Source organism: Cupriavidus sp. 94F1, assembly GCF_057798875.1.
This window is the reverse complement of record NZ_JBYOJT010000009.1, coordinates 54,595-75,600: the sequence shown is the minus strand read 5'-3', so window position 1 is coordinate 75,600 and position 21,006 is coordinate 54,595. Positions and strand designations below refer to the sequence as shown.

General features: G+C 65.6%; 20 protein-coding genes. 11 read left to right on the top strand and 9 right to left on the bottom strand.

What is annotated here, in order from left to right:
- Positions 1–56: 56 nt before the first annotated feature.
- The 3 genes from AC3FJ6_RS20635 to thiL all read right to left on the bottom strand — a co-directional run bounded on the left by AC3FJ6_RS20635 (position 57) and on the right by thiL (position 2,280).
- On the bottom strand, positions 57–554 hold the full coding sequence (locus tag AC3FJ6_RS20635; RefSeq protein WP_153947254.1) for a CinA family protein: 498 nt from the start codon (positions 552–554) through the stop codon (positions 57–59).
- Positions 555–614: 60 nt separating this feature from the next.
- The gene (locus AC3FJ6_RS20630; RefSeq protein WP_488773525.1) at positions 615–1,196 is read right to left on the bottom strand and encodes a phosphatidylglycerophosphatase A family protein; all 582 of its coding nucleotides are present in this window, start codon (positions 1,194–1,196) and stop codon (positions 615–617) included.
- Between the two features lie 103 nt (positions 1,197–1,299).
- The gene (gene thiL, locus AC3FJ6_RS20625) at positions 1,300–2,280 is read right to left on the bottom strand and encodes a thiamine-phosphate kinase (protein ID WP_488773524.1); all 981 of its coding nucleotides are present in this window, start codon (positions 2,278–2,280) and stop codon (positions 1,300–1,302) included.
- A 234-nt stretch (positions 2,281–2,514) separates the two neighbouring features.
- On the opposite strand from thiL, the gene AC3FJ6_RS20620 reads away from it, so the two are divergent.
- The 3 genes from AC3FJ6_RS20620 to AC3FJ6_RS20610 all read left to right on the top strand — a co-directional run bounded on the left by AC3FJ6_RS20620 (position 2,515) and on the right by AC3FJ6_RS20610 (position 6,220).
- Complete coding sequence (locus AC3FJ6_RS20620; RefSeq protein WP_153947257.1) at positions 2,515–4,839, top strand: NADP-dependent malic enzyme; 2,325 nt, start codon at positions 2,515–2,517, stop codon at positions 4,837–4,839.
- Between the two features lie 428 nt (positions 4,840–5,267).
- Positions 5,268–5,615 carry a guanyl-specific ribonuclease gene (locus tag AC3FJ6_RS20615; protein WP_488773523.1) on the top strand — a complete coding sequence of 116 codons (348 nt, stop codon included), beginning with the start codon at positions 5,268–5,270 and terminating at the stop codon, positions 5,613–5,615.
- Positions 5,612–6,220, top strand: coding sequence for a barstar family protein (locus tag AC3FJ6_RS20610; protein WP_092601383.1), 609 nt, complete (start codon positions 5,612–5,614; stop codon positions 6,218–6,220). Before AC3FJ6_RS20615 ends, AC3FJ6_RS20610 begins: the two co-directional genes overlap by 4 nt.
- Positions 6,221–6,308: 88 nt before the next feature.
- Here AC3FJ6_RS20610 and AC3FJ6_RS20605 read toward each other — a convergent pair whose 3' ends face one another.
- The 4 genes from AC3FJ6_RS20605 to AC3FJ6_RS20590 form a co-directional block, all read right to left on the bottom strand.
- Complete coding sequence (locus AC3FJ6_RS20605; RefSeq protein WP_488773522.1) at positions 6,309–6,914, bottom strand: YidB family protein; 606 nt, start codon at positions 6,912–6,914, stop codon at positions 6,309–6,311.
- 15 nt (positions 6,915–6,929) lie between these two features.
- On the bottom strand, positions 6,930–7,673 hold the full coding sequence (locus AC3FJ6_RS20600; protein WP_488773521.1) for a 16S rRNA (uracil(1498)-N(3))-methyltransferase: 744 nt from the start codon (positions 7,671–7,673) through the stop codon (positions 6,930–6,932).
- Positions 7,673–8,107 (bottom strand): VOC family protein, encoded by a 435-nt coding sequence (locus AC3FJ6_RS20595; protein ID WP_400391520.1) that lies wholly within the window; start codon positions 8,105–8,107, stop codon positions 7,673–7,675. Before AC3FJ6_RS20595 ends, AC3FJ6_RS20600 begins: the two co-directional genes overlap by 1 nt.
- 62 nt (positions 8,108–8,169) lie before the next feature.
- Positions 8,170–9,081: a spermine/spermidine synthase domain-containing protein gene (locus AC3FJ6_RS20590; RefSeq protein WP_488773520.1), complete on the bottom strand. Its 912-nt coding sequence runs from the start codon at positions 9,079–9,081 to the stop codon at positions 8,170–8,172.
- 10 nt (positions 9,082–9,091) lie between these two features.
- On the opposite strand from AC3FJ6_RS20590, the gene tkt reads away from it, so the two are divergent.
- Together tkt and gap are read left to right on the top strand one after the other, a co-directional pair.
- A complete protein-coding gene (gene tkt / locus AC3FJ6_RS20585) occupies positions 9,092–11,179 on the top strand; it encodes a transketolase (RefSeq protein ID WP_488773519.1) in 2,088 nt (695 codons plus the stop codon).
- Between the two features lie 85 nt (positions 11,180–11,264).
- The gene (gene gap / locus AC3FJ6_RS20580; RefSeq protein WP_153947266.1) at positions 11,265–12,263 is read left to right on the top strand and encodes a type I glyceraldehyde-3-phosphate dehydrogenase; all 999 of its coding nucleotides are present in this window, start codon (positions 11,265–11,267) and stop codon (positions 12,261–12,263) included.
- A 65-nt stretch (positions 12,264–12,328) separates the two neighbouring features.
- Here the strand turns inward: gap and AC3FJ6_RS20575 are convergent, their stop codons facing one another.
- Positions 12,329–12,925, bottom strand: a complete 597-nt coding sequence (locus tag AC3FJ6_RS20575; protein ID WP_488773518.1) for a flavin reductase family protein — start codon at positions 12,923–12,925, stop codon at positions 12,329–12,331.
- Positions 12,926–13,219: 294 nt separating this feature from the next.
- Between AC3FJ6_RS20575 and AC3FJ6_RS20570 the strand changes: the two genes are divergently transcribed.
- Positions 13,220–14,224: a LysR family transcriptional regulator gene (locus tag AC3FJ6_RS20570; RefSeq protein ID WP_153947268.1), complete on the top strand. Its 1,005-nt coding sequence runs from the start codon at positions 13,220–13,222 to the stop codon at positions 14,222–14,224.
- A gap of 97 nt (positions 14,225–14,321) precedes the next feature.
- On the opposite strand, the gene fur is transcribed toward AC3FJ6_RS20570, so the two are convergent.
- Positions 14,322–14,753, bottom strand: coding sequence for a ferric iron uptake transcriptional regulator (fur, locus tag AC3FJ6_RS20565; protein WP_066732268.1), 432 nt, complete (start codon positions 14,751–14,753; stop codon positions 14,322–14,324).
- 200 nt (positions 14,754–14,953) lie between these two features.
- Here fur and AC3FJ6_RS20560 point away from each other — a divergent pair, with 200 nt between their 5' ends.
- The 5 genes from AC3FJ6_RS20560 (at position 14,954) to holA (ending at position 20,922) form a co-directional block, all read left to right on the top strand.
- A complete protein-coding gene (locus tag AC3FJ6_RS20560; RefSeq protein ID WP_488773517.1) occupies positions 14,954–15,568 on the top strand; it encodes an outer membrane protein assembly factor BamE in 615 nt (204 codons plus the stop codon).
- A gap of 104 nt (positions 15,569–15,672) precedes the next feature.
- A complete protein-coding gene (dapB, locus tag AC3FJ6_RS20555) occupies positions 15,673–16,470 on the top strand; it encodes a 4-hydroxy-tetrahydrodipicolinate reductase (protein WP_488773515.1) in 798 nt (265 codons plus the stop codon).
- A 174-nt stretch (positions 16,471–16,644) separates the two neighbouring features.
- A complete protein-coding gene (gene leuS / locus AC3FJ6_RS20550) occupies positions 16,645–19,266 on the top strand; it encodes a leucine--tRNA ligase (protein ID WP_488773514.1) in 2,622 nt (873 codons plus the stop codon).
- Positions 19,267–19,292: 26 nt separating this feature from the next.
- A complete protein-coding gene (locus tag AC3FJ6_RS20545; RefSeq protein ID WP_153947272.1) occupies positions 19,293–19,808 on the top strand; it encodes an LPS-assembly lipoprotein LptE in 516 nt (171 codons plus the stop codon).
- A gap of 43 nt (positions 19,809–19,851) precedes the next feature.
- Positions 19,852–20,922, top strand: a complete 1,071-nt coding sequence (gene holA / locus AC3FJ6_RS20540; RefSeq protein ID WP_488773513.1) for a DNA polymerase III subunit delta — start codon at positions 19,852–19,854, stop codon at positions 20,920–20,922.
- Positions 20,923–21,006 lie beyond the last annotated feature (84 nt).

Sequence of the window (21,006 nt, the reverse complement as noted above, 5' to 3'; positions counted from 1 at the left end):
GTTGCTCCCCTCTCCCATTGCATGGGAGAGGGGAGAAAACCACGCCTTCCCTTCACCTATTCCTCGTTCCGGATCAGTTCGATCAGCCCGCGCATCGCGTGCTCGGCCGCCTGGCGGCGGATCTGGGCGCGGTCGCCCTTGAATCGCTGGGTTTCTGTGCGGGTGGTGATGCGGTTGCTCCAGCCGAAGCAGACCATGCCCACCGGCTTTTCGGGCGAGCCGCCGTTCGGCCCGGCCACGCCCGTGATCGACAGTGACACCTGTGCGCGGCTGTTCAGCAGGGCACCCTCGGCCATGGCATGGGCCACCTCCTCGCTGACCGCGCCGTGGTCGCGGATCAGTTTGGCGGGCACGCCGATCATGGTGGTCTTGGCTTCGTTGGAGTAGGTCACGAAGCCCCGCTCGAACCAGCCCGACGACCCCGACACATCGGTGATGGCCGCCGCCACCAGCCCGCCCGTGCAGGATTCGGCGGTGGCCAGCATGAGCGAACGTTCCGCAAGGACGGCTCCGGCCTGGATGGCAAGCTGGTCGAGCAGGCGGCTGACGGACATGGCGACGGTTCCCCGAGATCCTGATGCAGTGATGAAGGCGCGATGAAATGGCGCGGGCGCTCAGAACGAGCGCCACAGGGCGAAGACGAGCAGCGTATAGAACGCCGCGAACATATCGTCGAACATCACGCCGAACGCGCCGGTGAACCCGGGCCCCTTGAGCGTGCGGTCGTAGTACCGGATCGGCGCCGGCTTGACGATATCGAAGAAGCGGAACCACAGGAAGGCCGCGAACTGGCCCCAGAAGCCGGTGGGCATGACAAACACCAGCACCAGCCAGAAGGCGACGATCTCGTCCCAGACCATGCTGCCGTGGTCGTACACGCCCATGTCGCGCGCGGTACGCAGGCAGGCCCAGATGCCGACCAGGAAACCGCCGGCGATGATCCACAGCCACGTGTTCGGCGCGATCCACATCGAGATCACGACGTACGACAGCCAGCCATACAGCGTGCCGACCGTGCCCGGGCTCACCGGCGACAGGCCGGAGCCAAAGCCCAGCGCAATCAGGCGGGCGGGATGGCCGAGCATGAAGCGGGCGGTCGGGCGCATGACCTTGGCGGTCTGGCCGGCGTCCAGCGTGACGGGCTCGGCAGGATTGGCGGGATCGCGCGGCGCGGCCCCGGGGGGATAGGCGGACATCAAGAACCTGGCTCGACTTTTCTAGTGATATATGGCGCGCAAGTGTGCAGTTCTCCCTGTTGCGCGCATGCCTGGCATCATGACACGGCTTGCGTGCGAAGTGTCACGGGGCGCTGAAATGATCGAATGACGCACCCGTAAAGGCGAACGGGTCGCCCTGACTATCGACGATGCGCAGGCCGGCTTCCGATGTGATCGAACCGGCACGTGTGAGCGGCAGGCCGAGTTGCCGGCCGATGGCGGCGATGGCCTCGCGATGGCCCGCCGGGGCGGTGAAGCAGAGCTCGTAGTCGTCGCCGCCGGCCAGCACGCATTCGCGCTGCAGCGCCAGCGGCTGCGCCCCGAGAATCTCGGAGCGGGGCAGCGCATCGACGTCCAGGATGGCGCCGACCGACGAGCGCGCCAGGATATGGCCCAGATCGCCGATCAGGCCGTCGGATATATCCAGTGCAGCATGCGCCACGCCACGCAAGGCCATGCCGAGCGCCACGCGCGGGGTGGGCGTATCCATGCGCGGGCGGATCACCGTGAAATCGGGTTCGGGCAGCAGCCATTCGCCGCGGCAGTCGCCCAGGGCCAGCCGGGCATCGCCCAGCGTGCCGGAGATCCAGATGTCGTCGCCGGGGCGCGCGGCGTCGCGGCGCAGGGCCTGGCGCGGCGGCACGTCGCCAAACACGGTGATGGACAGCGTCAGGGGCCCCTTGGTGGTATCGCCGCCAATCAGCTCGCAACCGTGGTCGTCGGCCAAGGCGAGCATGCCGCCCGCAAACGCTTCGAGCCAGGCGGGATCGGCCTCCGGCAAGGCCAGCGCCAGCGTGAACGCGCGCGGTTCGGCGCCCATCGCGGCCAGGTCGGACAGGTTCACGGCCAGCGCCTTGTGTCCCAGCGAGCGCGGCGGCACGTCCGGAAAGAAGTGGCGGCCGCTGACCAGCATGTCGGTGCTGATGGCAAGCTGATGGCCTGGCCGGGCGTCGATCAGCGCGCAGTCATCGCCCACCCCCAGCGCAGCCTTGCGGACGGGGCGCGTGAAGAATCGGCGAATCAGGTCGAATTCGGACAGGGAAGCGGGCGTGGGATCTGGCATCAGGTGTGGAGCATACCGGCTGGTCAAGCCCATCGGCATGCGGCATATTGTACCGAAACGCAAAGGTGCCCCGCGCAAAACGCCCATTGTGAAATAGTTTTTCACAATATAAAATGCGCCATCCTTAAGCGTGCAAATCTTAAGCGCGTACAAGCGGAGACGACGGGTTCGTGGAGCCGGCCCTTGATCTCCCAGCGTTATTCAGTGCGGCTCCACCGATCGGAAGATGCGCAGATGACAAGCCCTCAGCAGTCCCCGTCCCAAGACGATCTGAAACAGCAGCAGCGTGAGGCGCTGCGCAAGGCCGCACTCGAATATCACGAGTTTCCGACCCCCGGCAAGATTTCCGTCACCCCGACCAAGCCGCTGTCGAACCAGCGCGACCTGGCCCTTGCCTATTCGCCGGGCGTGGCCGCCGCGTGCGAGGAAATCGTCGCCAACCCGGCCGATTCGTTCCGTTACACCGCCCGGGGCAACCTCGTGGCCGTGATCACCAACGGCACCGCCGTGCTGGGCCTGGGCAATATCGGCGCCGCGGCGTCCAAGCCGGTGATGGAAGGCAAGGCTGGCCTGTTCAAGAAGTTCGCCGGTATCGACGTCTTCGACATCGAAATCGACGAGACGGACCCCGAAAAGCTGGTTGACATCATCGCGTCGCTGGAGCCGACGTTCGGTGGGATCAACCTGGAAGACATCAAGGCGCCGGAGTGCTTCTACGTGGAGCGCAAGCTGCGCGAACGGATGAAGATTCCCGTCTTCCACGACGATCAGCACGGTACCGCCATCGTGGTGGGCGCCGCCGTGATCAACGGCCTGAAGGTGGTGGGCAAGGACATCTCGAAGGTCAAGCTGGTGGCCTCGGGCGCTGGCGCCGCCGCGCTGGCCTGCCTGGACCTGCTCGTCGACCTGGGCCTGCCCATCGAGAACATCTGGGTGACGGACCTGGCCGGTGTGGTCTACGAAGGCCGTACCGAGCTGATGGACCCGGAAAAGGCACGCTTCGCGCAGAAGACCGACAAGCGCCGCCTGGGCGAAGTCATCGACGACGCAGACATCTTCCTGGGCCTGTCCGCCGCCGGCGTGCTGAAGCCCGAGATGGTGCAGAAGATGGCTGACAAGCCGCTGGTGCTGGCGCTGGCCAACCCGAATCCGGAAATCATGCCGGAACTGGTCAAGGAAATCCGTCCGGACGCCGTGATGGCCACGGGCCGCACCGACTACCCGAACCAGGTCAACAACGTTCTCTGCTTCCCGTTCATCTTCCGTGGCGCGCTCGATTGCGGCGCCACCACGATCACGCGTGAAATGGAAATCGCCGCCGCCAATGCCGTGGCGGAACTGGCGCGCCAGGAGCAGAGCGATATCGTGGCCTCGGCCTACGGTATCCAGGACCTGTCGTTCGGCCCCGAATACCTGATCCCGAAGCCGTTCGATCCGCGCCTGATCGTCAAGATCGCACCGGCCGTGGCCGAAGCCGCCGCCAAGTCGGGCGTGGCCGCGCGTCCGATCGAGGACATGGACGCCTACCGCCTGCAGCTGCAGCAGTTCGTCTACCACTCGGGCACGCTGATGAAGCCGATCTACGCGGCCGCGCGCAAGGTGGAGATGGAAAAGAAGCGCATCGTCTTTGCCGAGGGCGAAGAAGAGCGCGTGCTGCGTGCCGTGCAGGTGATCGTCGACGAAAAGCTGGCCAACCCGATCCTGATTGGCCGTCCGGCCGTGCTGTCGCACCGCATCGAACGTTTCGGCCTGCGCCTGCGCATGGGTGTGGACTTCACCGTGGTCAACCCCGAGCACGACGACCGCTTCCGCGACTATTCGGACGCCTACTACCGCATGATGGCCCGTGAAGGCATCACGCAGCAGTACGCCAAGCTGGAAATGCGCCGCCGCACCACGCTGATCGGCGCGATGCTGGTCAAGCGGGGCGAGGCCGACGGCATGATCTGCGGCACGGTCAGCACGACTGCGGCCCACCTGCGCTACATCGACCAGGTGCTGGGCGGGACCAACTGCGTCTACGCCGCGATGAACGGCCTGGTGCTGCCGGGCCGCCAGATCTTCCTGGTGGACACGCACGTCAACATCGATCCGACCGCCGCCGAGCTGGCCGAGATCACGCTGATGGCCGCCGAGGAACTGAAACGTTTTGGCATCGAGCCCAAGGTTGGCCTGCTGTCGCACTCGAACTTCGGTACGTCGGAAGCCCCGTCGGCCCGCAAGATGCGCGAAACGCTGGCCATCCTGCGCGAGCGCGCCCCGGAACTGGAAGTCGACGGCGAAATGCACGGCGACAGCGCGCTGGATCAAAAGCTGCGCGATTCGCTGGTGCCGGACGGCTCGCTCAAGGGCGAAGCCAACCTGCTGGTGTGCCCGAACATCGACGCGGCCAACATTTCATACAACCTGCTCAAGGTGGCGGCCGGCAACAACGTGGCCATCGGTCCGATCCTGCTGGGCGTGAAGGCGCCGGTTCACATCCTGACGCCGTCGGCCACCGTGCGCCGTATCGTCAACATGACGGCGCTGGTGGTGGTGGACGCCGCCGCCAAGGTCTGATCGGCCGTTTTACCGGCGGCCAGGTCCGGCCGCCGGAGCCATGTGGTGCAAGAGCCGGGTTCGCCCGGCTTTTTCATGCCCGCGTCAAATTGCCGCCTGCGCGGTTAGTATGCGCACACATATCAATAACATGTTGAAACAATTGAGGAAATTCGGGCCGCCGGGGCGCAGGGATTGATTAATGATGGACTTGCGCGTAACCTTACGCCTTTGAATGCGGACGCTCGCCTGGGCGTGCCGGTAGCGGCTTTGGGTCCGAAAAGAGACTGAGGCGATGCCGGAATGACCCGCCATCAACTTTCGCCAACGATTCATTCACTATCGTGGGTTCCCGGATTTCTCAAAGCCAGTCGCAGCGGCAGTCACATTGGCAGTCCCTGAGTCTGGCGCGAAGCCTGGGCCACGTGTTGGCTGGCGCGGCGCTATCGATGGCGCTGGCCCTGTCGCCGCAAGGCGCGATGGCAAGGCAGTCGCCCGACGTGTCCGGGGTGGGAACCATCCCGGCACAGCAGTTGCCCAACGAGGCGCGGCAAACGCTGGACCTGATAGAGGCCGGCGGCCCGTTTCCGTATGACAAGGATGGTTCGCGGTTCGGCAACTACGAACGCATCCTGCCGCAGCAGCCTCGCGGGTATTACCGCGAATACACCGTCAAGAACAGCAAAAGCCGGAATCGGGGAGCCAAGCGGATAGTTTGCGGTGGTGATCAACGCGCCGCCAACGACTGCTACTACACGGAAGACCACTACAACAGTTTCAAACGGATAACCAAATGATGACTGACATTTTCGGATTGGGCGACGCCCTTGCCGCCCGCGAGGAGCGCGGCGCCGGAGATGGCTGGCAACGGGCTCACCATCAGGCCCAGAACCTTTACGACAACGTGCTGATGATGCCGCGCCAGGATCTGACGCCCCGACTTCCGCCCGCCTGTGCCCCTGTCATGGCCACATGGGCTGACGACGGCACCAACGAGGGAGCCATGAATCTGTTCAAGACGGTGCGCCCTAACATCGTCCAGTCGATCCGCGCATTCCGCGTACCCGAGCTGGCCCAGGCAGCCGCCGCGCTGAATCAGCATTTCCTGTACGCGAACTGTGCCGACTGCGCGAGCAAGGCCGAGATTCTTGAGCGTATCGCTACCGAGTTCACGTTTCCGAAGCATTTCGGCAAGAATTTCGATGCCTTGTCCGACTGCCTGACCGACATGATCCACAAGGCGGGGCCGCAGCCGGGTTTCGTGATCGTGCTCGAAGGCCTGCCGATCGCGCAGAAGTTCGACAAGGAAGCCCGCGAAGTGCTGCTGGACGTGTTCCGCGACGCCGCCGAGTTCTGGAGCGAGCGCAAGGTGCAGTTCCGGGTGTTCTACTCGTTCGCCTGACGGTCCGTACGAATCGCCCACGAAAAAGCCCGCTGGTGTCAGCGGGCTTTTTGTTTGTGCGTCAGCGCGTCCCCGGCCGGGCGACGCGTCAGGCCGCGGGGGGCACCTGGCCGGTCGGTGTCAGGCGGTCGATCAGTTCGGGCAGGCCTTCGCTGAGACTGGCGGCCACATCGTCCGACGACATGCCGGTGGTTTCAGCCAGCGACTGCAGCGCGCCTGTGTGGCCCAGCGCCGCCGACAGGTCATTGGCGCTGACGGCCTGATTGGTGCCGGTGCCGATCCAGGAGTCCACCTGCTGACCCAGACCCGCCTGCGCCAGGATGTCGCGTAGCGCGCCGATGCCGCCGCTGGCCGCGCCAATCGCCTGGGCCGAAGCGCCGGCTTCGCCCTGTCCGCCTAGCAGCCCACCGAGCAGCGAACCCAGATCGAGCCCGCCCGGGGCCCGTACGCTGCCGCCGCCCAGCATGCCCCCGAGCATGCCGCCCAGCCCGCCGAGGCCACCCAGCGGATTGTCGCCGGCATCGGCCGGCGCCACGCTGCCGTCGGCACCCTGGCTCTTGTGCCGCATCGCCAGCATTGCCAGCAGGCCCAGGGCCATCATCAGCTTCGGATTCATGCCGCCGGACTGGCCTTCCTGATGCTGGCCGCCAAGCTGGCCGAGCACGCCCCCGAGTACGCTATCGAGTAGTCCCATCTCAGACTCCTTATCTCAAAATCCGCCAAGGATGGCGTTCAGCGTTGCCAGGCAAGCCAGCCCGGCGGTTTCCGTGCGCAGGATGCGCGGCCCGAGTGACACGCCGATAAAACCGGCACGCCGCGCGGCGTCTTCTTCGTCCGGGGAAAGGCCCCCCTCGGGGCCGATCAGCAGTGTCACCCCTTCGGCACGCCAGGCGTCGCGATGCGCCTGGGCAAGCTCGGGCAGCGACCCCGTGGCACGCGGCGACAGCAGCAGCCGGGCGCCCGTGGCGGGCGCTGCCGCCAGCCACGCTTCAAAAGTAGCGACCGGCGCCAGATGCGGCAAGCGATTGCGGCCACATTGTTCGCATGCGGCCTGCACCAGCGCCTGCCAGTGTGCCTGGCGCTTGAGCGCGCGGTCGCCAGACAGGCGCACGACCGAGCGGGCGGCCTGCAGCGGCTGGATGGCGGCCACACCCAGTTCCACGGCCTTTTCGATCAGCCAGTCCATCTTGTCGCCACCGGCCAGGCCTTGCGCCAGCGTGACCGCAAACGGCGCTTCGGCATCGGCGGCGTCATGCGCGCCGATCTGCGCCGTGGCGTGACGCTTGCCGATCTCGGCGAGGGTGGCGGCATGGCTGCCGCCCTGGCCGTTGAACAGCGTGACGGCGTCGCCCGGGGCCAGGCGCAGCACCTGCACATGGCGCACCACGGCTTCGGGCAAATCCAATACGGCATCGGCGGCCAGCGCCGCATCGACAAAGAATCTGGGAGGCATCAGGGGGTGGGTTTGGCGTCCGGAGCCTTGGCCAGCGGCGTGGCAAAGCCCCATCGGTATCCATCGGGATCTTCGACCATGCAGTATCTGTCGCCCCAGAACTGGTCGGCGGGCGGCATGACGCTGGTCGCCCCGGCGCCAGTGGCCTGCGCGTACAGCGCGTCGACATCCTCGCAATACAGGTAGAACGTCTGCGGCGCTTCCACGCCCATGGAGCGCGGCGTACGGGCCGTGCTGCCCCAGGCGCCCTCGGGCGCGAACATGATGACGATCTGGCCCTGGTAGTGCATTTCGGCGTGGGTGGGCACGCCGTTCTCATCGACGACATGCCCGGCTTTGAAGCCGAATGCCCTTTGGTAGAAATCAAGGGCGGCGCGTCCGCTGGCGACCGTGAGATAGGGCGTCAGCCAGGGCGTGTTGGGCGGTCTGGACATGCGGGTCTCCCGGATGGCACGAAAGCTCCGCGCGCAAGGCAGCGGCGGGGCGTTTGTGCATGTTACGCGGGACGGCCTGCGCTGTCGAAGATCGCCTGCAAATGGCGTGGGTGGTTGAACAGCGCCGGGTGCAGCCCGGCGTGGTAGGCGCGCAGCGCGCCATCGAGCCCCCACTGTTGCAGGCGCGCCGCAATGCGCTCGGGCGGGTGGGCCGCGATGTCCAGCGTATCGCTGGCCAGCGCGATGCCCCACAGCGCACCGTACGCCGGCACGAAGGTGGTCAGCGGTGCCACGTTCCGGAATACCTGGCGCAGGCGCGCCAGCAGCAGCCGCGTGGCCTCCGGCCGGTGCCAGGGCGGACCCAGGTGCACCGACATCGCGCCGCCGGCGCTCAGGCAGCGCCGCGCCGTCTGCAGCCCGTGCGGCGCGAACAGGGCCGCTGCCGGGCTGCCGTCGTCGGCTTCGGTCAGGTCGTAGACGATCAGGTCGAACTGGCGGCCGGCCCGCGCAAACGCTTCCATCAGGCCCAGCCCGTCGCCAATGGCCAGGTGCAGGCGCGGATCGCCCGGTTCGTCCAGGGCGCCACGGTGAATGCCGGGCAGCCATTCGCGCGCCAGACGGACGACTTCTGCATCGAGTTCGGCCACTACCACTTCCCGCATGGTGGGAATTCGCAGCAGTTCGAAGGCGGATCCGCCATCGCCACCGCCCACCACCAGCGCGCTACGTGGCGAACCGTGCACTGCGGCTATCGGCACGGTCATCAGTTCATGCTGGATATGGGCATCGGCTTCGGTGCTCATCACGCGCCCATCCAGGCGAAAAATGCGGCCAAATTGCGCGTTCTCGCCAATTTCCACTTGCTGGTGGGCCGTGCGCGCCGCGGCCAGCACGGCGATATCGCACAGCGTGGTGCCGACACCGGGCGCCAGCCATTCGGTCCACGTCTGAGACCCCCGTCGCGGTGCGTCCACGCGCCCGGAAATGCCGCCTGCTTCTGCTAAAATTGCGGTTTTCCCGCCGTCAGGTTCTCGCATGTCTGCCCTCGCCCATCCCGCAACCAGTCCTTTTGCCAATCAACCCGTCAAGCTGATGGCCGATGCCATCCGCGTGCTTGCCATGGATGCCGTCCAGCAGGCCAACTCCGGTCACCCCGGCGCGCCGATGGGTATGGCGGACATCGCCGTGGCGCTGTGGGGGCGGCACCTGAAGCATAACCCGGTCAATCCGCACTGGGCCGACCGCGACCGCTTCGTGCTCTCTAACGGCCACGGATCGATGCTGATTTATGCCTTGCTGCATCTGACCGGCTACGACCTGCCGGTGGAAGAGTTGCGCAACTTCCGCCAGCTGCACAGCAAGACCGCCGGCCACCCGGAATACGGCATTACCCCGGGCGTGGAAACGACCACCGGCCCGCTGGGCCAGGGCATCACCAACGCGGTGGGCATGGCACTGGCCGAGCGCCTGCTGGCCGAGGAATTCAACCGCCCGGGCTTCGACATCGTCAACCATCACACGTACGTGTTCATGGGCGACGGCTGCCTGATGGAAGGCATCAGCCACGAAGCCTGCTCGCTGGCCGGCACGCTGAAGCTGAACAAGCTGATCGCGCTGTGGGATGACAACGGCATCTCGATCGACGGCGACGTGGTGCACTGGTTTGCCGACGACACGCCGAAGCGTTTCGAGGCCTACGGCTGGAACGTGATCCGCGGCGTGGACGGCCACGACGTGGTGGCGGTGGACAACGCCATCGCCCAGGCCAAGGCCAGCGACAAGCCGACGCTGATCTGCTGCCGCACGATCATCGGCAAGGGCGCGCCGAACAAGGAAGGCGGCCACGACGTGCACGGCGCCCCGCTGGGCGGCGCCGAAGTGCTGGCCACGCGCGAGGCGCTGGGCTGGGCCCACGCCCCGTTCGAACTGCCGGAAGACGTGTACAACGCCTGGAACGCCAAGGCCACCGGCAGCGCGCTGGAAAAGGCCTGGGACGCGCTGTTCGACGCCTACGCCGAAGTGCATCCGTATGAAGCCGGCGAATTCAAGCGCCGCATGCGCGGCGAACTGCCGGGCGCGTTCGATGCCGCGGTCGATGCCTTCATCGCCAAGTGCGAGGAAAAGGCCGAGACGATCGCCACGCGCAAGGCCAGCCAGAACACCATCGAGGCGTTTGCGCCGGTGCTGCCCGAATTCCTGGGCGGCTCGGCCGACCTGACCGGCTCGAACCTGACCAACTGGTCGGGCACCCAGGCCGTGCGCGTGGATGCATGGGGCAACCACATCAACTACGGTGTGCGCGAATTCGGCATGAGCGCCATCATGAACGGCATCACGCTGCATGGCGGCTACGTGCCCTACGGCGCCACGTTCCTGACGTTCTCGGACTACAGCCGCAATGCGCTGCGCATGGCCGCGCTGATGAAGATCCGCACGCTGTTCGTGTTCACGCACGATTCGATCGGCCTGGGCGAAGACGGCCCGACGCACCAGTCGATCGAGCATGTGGCCAGCCTGCGCCTGATCCCGAACATGGACGTCTGGCGTACCGCCGACACGACCGAAACGGCCGTGGCCTGGGCCGAATCGATCCGCCGCACGAACGGCCCGAGCTGCCTGATCTTCAGCCGCCAGAACCTGCCGTTCCAGAAGCGCGACGATGTCACGCGTGCCAATATCGCACGCGGCGGCTACGTGCTGCGCGATGCGAAGAACCCCCGCACCAAGCGTCCGGACGCCGTGATCCTGGCCACGGGCTCGGAAGTGGGCCTGGCCGTGGGCGCCGCCGATGCGCTGGCCGCCGAGGGCGTGCATGTGCGCGTGGTGTCGGTGCCCGCCACGACGGTGTTCGACAAGCAGGACGCCGCCTACAAGGCTAGCGTGCTGCCGGCCGGCGTGCCGCGCGTCGCCGTGGAAGCCGGCGTGACCGATTTCTGGTGGAAGTACCAGGTCCAGGCGGTCGTCGGCATTGACACGTTCGGCGAATCGGCTCCGGCTGGCGTGCTGTTCAAGCACTTCGGCTTTACGGTGGACAATGTGGCCGACACCGTTCGCGCCACGCTCGCCCAGTAATTTCCGCCCGCGCGGTCAGCCGGTGCGATGCGCCGGCGACCGGCGCCGGCCACCGGCTTTATCGATTGCACTCTAGGAGATAGACATGACCATCAAGATCGGCATCAACGGCTTTGGCCGTATCGGACGCATGGTATTCCGCGCCGCCGCCGCGAACTTCAAGGACATTGAAGTCGTTGCCATCAACGACCTGCTGGAGCCGGACTATCTGGCCTACATGCTGAAGTACGACTCGGTCCATGGCCGCTTCGACGGCGAAGTGTCGGTGGAAGGCAACACGCTGGTCGTCAACGGCAAGAAGATCCGCCTGACCGCCGTCAAGGACCCGTCCGAACTGAAGTGGGGCGAGGTTGGCGCGGACGTGGTCATCGAGTCGACCGGCATCTTCCTGACCAAGGAAGGCGCGCAGAAGCACATCGACGCCGGCGCAAAGAAGGTGATCATGTCGGCCCCGTCGAAGGACGACACCCCGATGTTCGTGTACGGCGTGAACCACGAAACGTACAAGGGCGAAGCGATCATCTCGAACGCCAGCTGCACCACGAACTGCCTGGCCCCGGTGGCCAAGGTGCTGAACGACAAGTGGGGCATCAAGCGCGGCCTGATGACGACCGTGCACGCTGCCACGGCGACGCAGAAGACCGTTGACGGCCCGTCGAACAAGGACTGGCGCGGTGGCCGCGGCATCCTGGAAAACATCATCCCGTCGTCGACCGGCGCCGCCAAGGCCGTGGGCGTGGTGATTCCGCAGCTGAACAAGAAGCTGACGGGCATGTCGTTCCGCGTGCCGACGTCGGACGTGTCGGTGGTCGATCTGACCGTCGAACTGGAAAATCCGGCCAAGTACGAAGAAATCTGCGCCGAGATGAAGGCCCAGAGCCAGGGCGCGCTGAAGGGCGTGCTGGGTTACACGGAAGACAAGGTTGTGGCCACGGACTTCCGCGGCGACGCCCGTACCTCGATTTTCGACGCCGAAGCCGGCATCGCGCTGGACGGCACGTTCATCAAGGTCGTGAGCTGGTACGACAACGAATGGGGTTATTCGAACAAGTGCCTGGAAATGGCACGCGTCGTCGCCAAGTAATTGGTGCTCGCCTCATGAAGAACGCGCCTTCGGGCGCGTTTTTTTATTCTCGGCCGCAAGCGGGATCAGGGTGTCAGCGGTTTGGCATCCACGGCATCGCCGTCCACCAGGAAATGGCCGCCCGCCACATGGTGGATGGTGCGCAGGCCGTCATGGCCGGTAAAGTGCCAGCGGCCTTCGCTGAAGACGCGGCTGTCGGCATGGGCGGCCACCACCTCGCCCAGGAACAGGTCGTAGCCGGCCTGGATGGCGGGCTCGGGCAGCAGCCGGCATTCGAGCCAGGCCGCGCAGCCTTCCAGCAAGGGTGCACCGATCACGCTGCCGGCAAACGTCTGCAGCCCGTAGGCCGCGAACTTGTCGATGCCTTGCTGTTCCAGCATGGTCAGTCCGGAACTGGAGCCCAGCGCCTGGGTAATATCGACCTGGCTGACCGTGGGCACCTGCAACGCGAACTCGCCGCTGGCTTCCAGCAGGCGGCGCGTCCAGGTGGCCTTGTCCAGCACGACCGCCACCTTGGGCGGCGCAAAATCGAGCGGCATCGCCCAGGCGGCGGCCATGATGTTGCGCTGGCCGCCGTGAGCCGCGCTGACCAGTACCGTGGGACCGTGATTGAGCAGCCGATAGGCTTTGGCAAGGTCAACGCCGAGACGAGGGGAAGTCATGATGCACGTCCGAAAATTCCGAGGTAATGTGAGTGCGCGCAAGGCAGGATCGAGCCCTTTCAGGTCAATATAGCGGGCCTCGCGCGCGCCGGGATCATGGTTTTTGACATTATCTGTCCCAATGTTGTCAAAAATCCCCCGATTACCGAATCGCGTAGTGCGAGAAATGCCGAATTTGCTTTTCCCTGCCGTTTTTTTCTCTTACACTCGGAAGAATCTGTTGAAATCTGATGTGCAGCCAGTGAAAGTGGTGGGGCCATCCAGAAGCGCGAGACATAACAACCGGGCCTGATCATGGTGAACGTGGATACCAAGCTGCTGGTGATTTTTACCGAGCTGCTGAGCAAGCGGAACGCCACTTATGTGGCGGAGAAAATGCATATGACGGCGCCCGCCGTATCGCATTCGCTTGGGCGCTTGCGCGAAATCTTCGACGACCCTCTCTTTATCCGCGTGCCGCACGGGCTGACGCCAACGCCCCGTGCGCTGGAGCTGGGTCCAAAAATCCGGGACATGCTCGACCTGTGGTCGTCCATCAACGAGGGCGATGCAGACAATTTCGATCCCGCGGTGGCCACCGGCACGCTGAGCATCGGCTTTGCGGCCGAGCTGGGCGATACCGTCTTCAATCGTTTCGTGCTGCGGATCAAGCAGCTGGCCCCGGACCTGCATATCCGGCTGGTGGAATCGCACTCTTGGGAAAGTGACGTGGCGTCCATGCGCGCCAATGAGCTGGACCTGGCATTTTCTCCATTCCCCACGCGCCATCCGGAAATCGTCGAGGAAATGGTGACCTCGCTGAACCTGTGGGTGTGCGCGCGCAAGAATCATCCACTGCTCAAGACCGATTGCACGCTGGAGCAATACCTGGAATGCAGCCATATCTTCATGGCGCATTCGGGCGGCACAGGCCGGCCGGCGCCGGCGCTGATTCCGCTGGACTACGCGCTGCAGCAGCGCGGTCTGAAGCGCAATGCCACGCTGACAGTGCATTCGTGGCGTGCCCAGGCCGAACTGGCGGCGCAGACCGACATGATCTTCACGGTCAACGCGCTGACCAAGGACATGGCCTGCGAGACCTATGGTCTCAAGGCGTTCCCGCTGCCGGCGGAACTAAACACGACGCTGGGCCTGAACATGTTCTGGCACCGCAGCCGGAATACGCATCCGATGCTGGTCTGGGCCCGACACTTGTTTCGTCAGGTCGTTGGAGAATTCGTGGGTCTGCCTCAAGTCGCCGCGGCACGTACCCTGCGCGTGGTGACCGAGGCCGAACAGGATAACCTGCCGCAGGAATAAGCGGCCGGCCGATTCGGCAAGCCCAATAAAAAACCGGCGCTCTCGTGCCGGTTTTTTAATGCCTGCATGGTGGGGACTGGACCGCGCCCCCCCGAGCTTATCGTTTGGGTCTGTGGGGACAGTCGTTCTTGGTGCAGTTGCCGTACAACGACAACGCGTGTTCCTGCAAGGCAAAACCGCGCTCGCGCGCAATACTCTGCTGGCGCTGCTCGATATCGCCGTCGAAGAATTCCTCGACGCGACCGCAATCCAGGCACACCAGGTGATCGTGGTGCTTGCCTTCGTTGAGTTCAAAAATCGCCTTGCCCGATTCGAAGTTGTTGCGGGACAGCAGGCCCGCCTGTTCGAACTGCGTCAGGACGCGATAGACCGTGGCGAGGCCGATATCCATGTGCTCGTTGAGCAGGATCCGGTAAACGTCTTCCGCGCTCAAATGGCGCTGCTCGCTGGTCTGGAAGATTTCAAGAATCTTCAGGCGGGGGACAGTCGCCTTGAGGCCGATATTTTTGAGGTCCGCCGGACTCGGCATGGGCGTGACTCCCTAGAGTACAATGTCTGGATAGTTGAATCATAAGGGTTTTGGCGACAAAAGTCGCCCCGGTGCCATGGCGCCCGGCCGCCGCCCGCAAGGTGGCGTACCCGCGATGCGCCTGGCCGTGCCGGCCGCCTCCGCTTGTCTGCGGAGCGTCGGGACCGGCACAGAACCATTCCCGTCTGGAAGCGAGATACATGCGTTCATTCCGTTCGTCCGCCATGCGCCCCGCGCTGGTGTCTTCCCTGCTGGCCGCCGCGCTGCTGGCCGGCGCCTGCTCGGCCTACGACAGCACGTCGCGCAAGGTGGCAGAGGCCATCACGCCATATCGCATCAACATCGTTCAGGGCAACTTCGTGTCCCGCGAGGCGGCTTCGCAACTGCGCGAAGGCATGACGCGCGACCAGGTGCGCTTCCTGCTGGGTACGCCGCTGCTGCAGGACGTGTTCCACGGCAATCGCTGGGACTACTATTTCTCGTTCCGCCGGGGCAGCACGCCGGTGGTGCAGTCGCGCCAGTTCACGGTGTTCTTTGATGACGACAAGCTGGTGAAGTGGCAGGGTGGCGATTTGCCGTCGGAATATGAACTCATTGCCGAAATTGACGGCATGAAGGCGGCGCAGCGCAACCAGAAGATCGGCATTGCGACGTCCAGCGCCAGTGCTTCGCAGCCGGCCTCCGCGCCGGCCGCTACTGGCGCCTCGGCTCCGGAAGCCGCGCCGGCGCCTGCCGTGGAATCGACGCCTCCCGCCTCCGAACCGGCCGCCCAGGGGCCGGCCACGAGCGCCACCCCGGACAAACCGGCCAGCTGATCGCAAGCCGGCTCCAGCCGGCTGCCACCCATCGCATCCGTGCGCCCGGCCCGTCTGGCCGGGTCGCAGTCTTCCCAGTCTTTCCGCCACCGCAACGCCACGCCATGAAAATCGCCATCGCAGGTGCCTCCGGCCGCATGGGCCGCATGCTGATCGAAACCGTTCTGAATACCGACGGCGTCACGCTGGCGGGTGCGCTGGAGCATGCGTCGTCGCCCGCGCTGGGCCAGGACGCCGGCTTGTTCCTGGGCCAGGTGACGGGCGTCAAGATCACGGCCGATATCGAGGCCGTGCTCGGCGCCGCCGATTGCCTGATCGACTTCACGCGCCCCGAGGGCACGCTGGTCCACCTGGATGCCGCAAAGCGCCTGGGCAAGAAGATCGTGGTCGGCACGACCGGCTTCGACCCCGCCGGCAAGCAGGCCCTGGCCGACGCCGCCAAGTCGATCGGCGTGGTGTTCGCGTCGAACTTCAGCGTGGGCGTCAACGCCACGTTCAAGCTGCTCGACGTGGCCGCCAGGCTGCTGTCCACCGGTTACGACATCGAAGTGATCGAGGCGCATCATCGCCACAAGGTCGATGCCCCGTCCGGCACCGCGCTGACGATGGGCGAAGTGATCGCCAATGCGCTTGGGCGTAACCTCGACGACTGTGCCGTGTATGCCCGCGAAGGCCATACGGGCCCGCGCGATCCGAATTCGATCGGTTTTGCCACGATCCGTGGCGGCGATATCGTGGGCGACCATACGGTGATGTTTGCCGGTATCGGAGAGCGCATCGAGATCAGCCACAAGTCTTCCAGCCGCCAGTCGTACGCCGATGGCGCGGTGCGCGCCGCCCGTTTCCTGGCCGACAAGCCCAGCGGCATGTTTGACATGCAGGATGTGCTGGGCCTGAAGTAAACCGCTGTCTCGCGGCTCGCCATGGCGGGCCGTTTGCGCCTTTGGGCGCCGCCGTGGCAGGGCCGGAATCGTCGTCGGCCACGGTTATAATCGTCTCTTTCGTTTTTCCGATCCCCCCGGCCGCCGGCGCGCCAGTCGCCGCGCGTGACCGTTGCCCAGACCGTCGTCCCGACCATGCAAGACAAATATCTTCCGTCCGCCGTTGAACAAGCCGCCCAGCAGCACTGGCAAGCGATCGATGCCTACAAGGTATCGGAGCACGCGGTCGGGCCCGACGGCAAGGAAAAGCAGAAGTTCTACGCCTGCTCGATGCTGCCGTATCCGTCGGGCAAGCTGCACATGGGGCACGTGCGCAACTACACCATCAACGACGTGATGGCGCGCTACCTGCGCATGAACGGCCGCAACGTGCTGATGCCGATGGGCTGGGATGCGTTCGGCATGCCGGCGGAAAACGCCGCGCTGAACAACAAGGTGGCGCCGGCCGCCTGGACCTACGACAACATCGCTTACATGAAGAAGCAGATGCAGTCGATGGGCCTGGCGATCGACTGGTCGCGTGAAGTGGCCACCTGCAGCCCCGACTACTACCGCTGGAACCAGTGGCTGTTCCTGAAGATGCTGGAAAAAGGCATCGCCTACCGCAAGACCGGCACCGTGAACTGGGACCCCGTGGACCAGACCGTGCTGGCCAACGAGCAGGTGATCGACGGCCGCGGCTGGCGTTCGGGCGCGGTGGTCGAAAAGCGCGAGATCCCGATGTACTACCTGCGCATCACCGACTACGCGCAGGAACTGCTGGGCGACCTGGACGACCTGGGCTGGCCGGAGCGCGTCAAGATCATGCAGCAGAACTGGATCGGCCGCAGCGAGGGCGTGCGCTTTGCCTTCCCGCACCAGATCCAGGGCGCCGACGGCAAGCTGGTGGGCGACGGCAAGCTGTTCGTGTTCACCACCCGTGCGGACACCATCATGGGTGTCACGTTCTGCGCCGTGGCCGCCGAGCACCCGCTGGCCACCCACGCTGCCGCGAACAATCCGCAACTGGCCGCGTTCATCGACGAATGCAAGCACGGTTCGGTCATGGAAGCCGACATGGCGACCATGGAGAAGAAGGGCATGCCCACCGGGCTAAAGGTCACGCACCCGCTGACCGGCGAGCAGGTGGACGTGTGGGTCGGCAATTACGTGCTGATGACGTACGGCGATGGCGCCGTGATGGGCGTGCCGGCGCATGACGAGCGCGACTTCGCGTTCGCGAAGAAGTACAACCTGCCGATCAAGCAGGTCATCGACGTCAAGGGCCAGCCGTATTCGACCGACGCCTGGCAGGAATGGTACGGCGACAAGGAACACGGCACCTGCATCCACAGCGGCAAGTACGACGGCATGGCCTACCAGGCGGCCGTCGATGCCATTTCCGCCGACCTGGCCGCCAAGGGCCTGGGCGAGAAAAAGGTGACGTGGCGCCTGCGCGACTGGGGCATCTCGCGCCAGCGTTACTGGGGCACGCCGATTCCGCTGATCCACTGCGACAGCTGCGGCGTGGTGCCGGTGCCCGAGAAGGACCTGCCGGTGGTGCTGCCGGAAGACCTGGTGCCGGACGGCACCGGCAATCCGCTGAACAAGGACCCGCGTTTCCTGGCGTGCACGTGCCCGTCGTGCGGCAAGCCCGCGCGCCGCGAAACCGACACGATGGATACGTTCATCGACTCGTGCTGGTACTACATGCGCTATACGTGCCCCGATGCCAGCACGATGGTGGACGGCCGCAACGACTACTGGATGCCGATGGACCAGTACATCGGCGGCATCGAGCACGCGATCCTGCACCTGCTGTACGCGCGGTTCTGGACCAAGGTCATGCGCGACATGGGCCTGGTCAAGTTCGACGAGCCGTTCACGAACCTGCTCACGCAGGGCATGGTGCTCAACGAGACGTTCTACCGTGAAGACGCGTCGGGCAAGAAGACCTGGTACAACCCGGCCGACGTGGACGTGCAGACCGACGAGCGGGGCCGCCCCGTGGGCGCCACGGCCAAGGCCGACGGCCTGCCGGTGGTGATCGGCGGCATCGAGAAGATGTCGAAGTCGAAGAACAACGGTATCGACCCGCAAGCGCTGATCGACCAGCATGGCGCCGATACGGCCCGCCTGTTCGTGATGTTTGCCGCACCGCCGGAGCAGCAGCTCGAATGGAGCGGTTCGGGCGTGGACGGCGCGTCGCGCTTCCTGCGCCGCGTGTGGAACTACGGCTACGCCAACGCCCAGGCGATTCGCGATGGCGCGGGCACCCAGTTCACGGCGGCTGACGCCGATGTGCGTCGCGAGCTGCACACGGTGCTCAGGCAGGCCAACTATGACTACGAGCGGATCCAGTACAACACCGTCGTGTCGGCGACGATGAAGATGCTGAACGCGCTGGAAGATGCCAAGGCCGCGTCGCCGGCCGCGCGCCGCGAAGGCTTCAGCATCCTGCTGCGCGTGCTGTATCCGGTGGTGCCGCATATCGCGCACGGGCTCTGGACCGAACTCGGCTATGCAGCCGAAGCCGGCGACATCCTCGACGCGGCCTGGCCGCAGGTGGACGAAAGCGCGCTGGTACGCACTGAAATCGAACTGGTGCTGCAGATCAACGGCAAGGTCCGTGGCAGCCTGACGGTGCCGGCCGATGCCGACCGCGCCGCCATCGAGGCCGTGGCCGCCGGCAGCGAGACCGTGGCGAAGTTTGCCAACGGCGCCGCGCCCAAGAAGATCGTGGTGGTGCCGGGCCGGCTCGTCAACGTGGTGCTCTGAGCCACACAGCCAGGAAGACACAAGCAATGGATCGACCGGACATGGGACGCCGCGGATTTCTCGCCATCGGGGCTGCAATGGCGGCGGCCGGCTTGCTGGCCGGCTGCGGCTTTCACATGCGCGGGAACGCCGATTTCGCTTTCAAGCGGCTCTACATCGGCTTGCCGCCCAATTCGCTGATGGGCGCCGACCTGCGCCGCAATATCCGCAACGGCTCCGACACGAAGGTCGTGGAGGAGCGCGAGGAAGCGGACGCGTTGCTGGACGTGCTGGCCGATACGCGCGGCAAGTCGATTCTGTCTATCACGGCCCAGGGCGTGGTGCGCGAATACCGGCTGACCCAGCGGTTCAGCTTCCGGCTGCGCGATGCCGCGGGCAAGGAGCTGATTCCGGCGTCGACGCTGATCCTGACGCGCGACCTGACGTACAACGAAGCCAATACGCTGGCCAAGGACTACGAAGAGCAGCAGCTCTACCGCGATATGCAGAAGGACATCGTGCAGCAGCTGATGCGCCGCCTGGCAGCGGTCAAGACGATCTGATCGCGGCCGCGCGCGGATCGCTTCGCAGGCACAGGGCAACACGATGCAGCTCAAGCTCGACGGACTCGATGCACACCTGAAGCAGGCCCAGGCCAGGGGCCTGGCGCCGCTCTACGTGGTGCATGGCGACGAGCACCTGCTGGTGCTGGAGGCGGTGGACCGCCTGCGCCGCGCCGCGCGGGACTCGGGCTTTACCGAGCGCGAAGTGCTAGTGGCCGAGCGCGGCTTCCAGTGGGGCCAGGTCACCGAGGCCCAGCAGTCGATGTCGCTGTTCGGCGACCGCAAGATCGTGGAACTGCGCGTGCCGTCGGGCAAGCCCGGCAAGGATGGCGGCGAGGCCTTGCGCGCCGTGGCAGCCCAGCCGTCGCCGGACGTTGTGATGCTGGTCACGTTGCCGAGGCTCGACTTTGCCACGTCGAAATCGGCCTGGTTCCAGGCGCTGGAGTCGGCGGGCGTATCGATCAAGGTGGATGCCGTGGACCGCACGCGCCTGCCCGCGTGGGTGGGCGAGCGGCTGGCCCTGCAGCAGCAGCGCGTGGAACCGGGCGAGGCCGGCCGGCGCTCGCTGCAGTTCATCGCCGACAAGGTGGAAGGCAATCTGCTGGCCGCGCATCAGGAAATCCAGAAACTGGGGCTGCTGTACCCGGCGGGGGTTCTGACGTTCGACCAGGTGCACGACGCGGTGCTGAACGTGGCCCGCTACGACGTGTTCAAGCTGTCCGAGGCGATGCTGGGCGGCGATGTGCCGCGCCTCACGCGCATGCTCGAAGGGCTGCGCGGCGAGGGCGAGGCCACGGTGCTGGTGCTGTGGGCGCTGACCGAGGAAATTCGCGTATTATCCAAGGTCCGGCAAGGGCTGGCGGCCGGCAAGCCGGCGGGCGTGCTGATGCGCGAACTGCGCGTCTGGGGCCCGCGTGAGCGCCTGGTGCCGCAGGCCGCGCAACGGTTGTCGATGCCGCAGCTGGAAGCCGCGCTGGCCATGGCCGCACGGCTGGACCGCCAGGTCAAGGGCCTGGCCGACCTGCCAGGCGCCGGTGGCGCGGCGGGCAGCCTGCCAGCCGAGCCATGGGACGGCCTGCTGCAACTGGCGCTGCTGATCGCGCGCCCAGCCTGACGTCCCGGACCCAGGCAGCGAACCAACCAGAATACTGCCGGCAGCCGCGCCGGCGCTTCGACATCGCGGCACCCACAGCAGACC